The sequence below is a fragment of the Holdemania sp. genome (genome assembly GCF_986127675.1).
On the sequence record NZ_CFQZWI010000178.1, the window covers coordinates 1 to 2436 of the forward strand.

Annotated in this window: 3 protein-coding genes; all 3 read left to right on the forward strand. The window is 47.5% G+C overall.

The window, feature by feature from the left end; genetic code table 11:
* On the forward strand, window positions 1-770 hold a 770-nt coding region (locus AC5OW4_RS15010; RefSeq protein WP_493677189.1), incomplete at its 5' end, for a hypothetical protein.
* 472 nt (window positions 771-1242) lie between these two features.
* Entirely contained in the window at window positions 1243-2031 is a 789-nt protein-coding gene (locus AC5OW4_RS15015) for a PTS mannose/fructose/sorbose/N-acetylgalactosamine transporter subunit IIC (protein WP_195395373.1), read from the forward strand.
* Window positions 2021-2436: PTS system mannose/fructose/sorbose family transporter subunit IID (locus AC5OW4_RS15020; RefSeq protein WP_493677190.1), on the forward strand; the 416-nt coding region annotated here is incomplete at its 3' end. The genes AC5OW4_RS15015 and AC5OW4_RS15020, both read left to right, overlap by 11 nt.

A 2436-nucleotide genomic window follows, 5' to 3' on the forward strand; every position in this document is an offset into this window, starting at 1 on the left:
AGACGTGTGCTCTTCCGATCTCGCTCAATCACGATTTCGGCAATCCGATCCGCTATTTTCCGCTGGATGGCAACGCCAGCTTTTCTTCCTCGTTTCTGCCGATGAACACGCCGGCGATCTTAAGCATGGTGCTGGGGCTGATCCTGCTTCTGGGATTGGGACGGAAGATCAATTTTAAGGATAATCTGGCGATGTCCGTGTTAATTCTCGGCGTTTTAATCGCGCTGGTCGTCGTTTCGTTTATGATGACGTTTCGGATCGGCAATAAAGTCAATCTGAATCGGAATACTTCCGGAGTCATTGCCGCGTATCTGATCGCTCAGCAGCTGCCGGAAAAGCTGCGGGATAAAGTGGCTTTTGTGCTGACCGACGGCGGCAACGGCACGCATGTCGGAGATTATATGCTGCGCGACGCGCTGCCCAATACGATTAAGGACCGCAATGTGATCATTCTGGACTGCGTCGGCAAAGGCCCGCGCTTGGGTATCGGCTATTTTGAAGCCAGCAAGACCAACGCTGAAAAGCTGGAAGCGATCGTCAAGGCGAAAGATCCGGAAGCGAAGCTGCACACGAGCCTGGTCGATGAGGATCATGTAAAGTATACGTCGTTGTCCTTCTATGAAAAGGGCATGATCGTCTGCCGCGGCAAAAACCTCAACGGCTCGCTGATCGTTGAGAACACCGCGACCAATCATGACGACGAGGTCGAACGGGAAAAAATTGAAGCGCTGGCGGCGGATTTGACGGAGCTGGCCAAACAGATTTCATAACAGGAGCAATCCTGTTTTTTTTTATATTCAAGTTCTAAAACCAAAGGCTGCGGAATAGACTGAAATAATGCTTAACTTTCTTTGGAAAACAAATCATTTTATGAAACATGGGGAGAAAATGTGAAAGTTTGCAAAGAAAAAAAACGGGATTAACCGTTCGAAAAATTAGCGAAATTAATTGCTAATAAAGCTTGTATACAGGGCTTTTTCATGAATTTTAACACGTGTTTAATACAGAAAATGAACCATCAAATTTTGTGAAAATTTCTTTGAATTATGTGAAAAATATGTGTTGAGGGTTTACAAATCCCATTTTCTAGTGTATCATTTAATCATCGAGAAAACGGTTACATCTGGTCTGTGAAATCGCGTAAGAAGCCACGCGGATCTCAGCCCGGCTGAAATGGTTTTCGAGGATCCGGGCAACCGGAAAAAACCAAAGACACAAAAGGTTAGAAAGGGAGGACTATTTATGTCTGGAGGGTTGAGTATTATCCAAATCCTGCTGATCACAGCATGGGCATTTTGGAGCATCGTCGATAGTTTGTCTTGGAACATCGGTTTCAACAACTGTATTCTTGCATGCTTATTCACCGGCGTTGTTGTAGGCGATATGAAATATGGCCTGATCGTTGGTGGTACGTTACAGATGACTCAGTTAGGCGCTGGCACATACGGAGGTGCTTCGATTCCGAACATCACTTCTTCCGGTATGATCGCGACAGCGTTAGGCGCTGCTTCCGGCGCTGACCCGATTGCAATGGCTTCTTCAATCGGTATCGCATTAGCTGCATTATTCACACAGTTGGACATCCTGGCTCGTTTCTCCAACACTGCATTCCAGCACATCGCTGACAAGTATGTTGAAGAAGACAACACAAAGGGTATCGCGCTGATGAACACATTAGGCATCATTCCTTGGGGCCTGTCCCGCGGATTGCCTGTTCTGTTACTGCTGGTTGCTGGCCAGGGCGTCGTTGACACTCTGATCAAGATCATTCCGGCATTCATCATGAACGGCTTCAAGTTCGCTGGTGGATTGCTGCCAGTCGTTGGTTTCGCAATCTTGATGCGTTACCTGCCAGTTCTGAAGAAGCCGCAGTTCATTATCCTGGGCTTCGTATTAGCCGCTTATATCAATATGCCGATTCTGGGTATTGCCTTGATCGGTACAGCCGCAGCTTTGATCACTTATCAGAATGCTACTGCTAAGTTAGCTGCAGGCGCTGCACAGGGAGGCGACGACGATTATGACGAATAGTAAGAAGTTCACTAAGAAGGAATTAAGAAGTCTGAATCTGCGCTGGATCTGGAACTCTCAGATCGGCTGGAACTATGAACGTATGCAGGGCTTGGGCTACCTGACCACTATGCTGCCGGTTATCGACAAGCTGTATGGCGATCGTCCTGAGCTGAAGCAGAAGGCGTTGAGAACACATTCCGTATTCTTCAACACACAGCCTGCAATGGGTGATATCATTGTTGGTATGAATATCGCTATCGAAGAACAGACAGCTGAAACTGGTTCTGGTCTGGACGTCGCCGCTTCGATTAAGACAGCGTTGATGGGACCATTCGCTGGTATCGGTGATACAATCTTCGGTATGATCGCTGGTGCGGTTTTCGGATCTATCGCAGCGACAATGGCTCTGGAAGGCAATGCTTT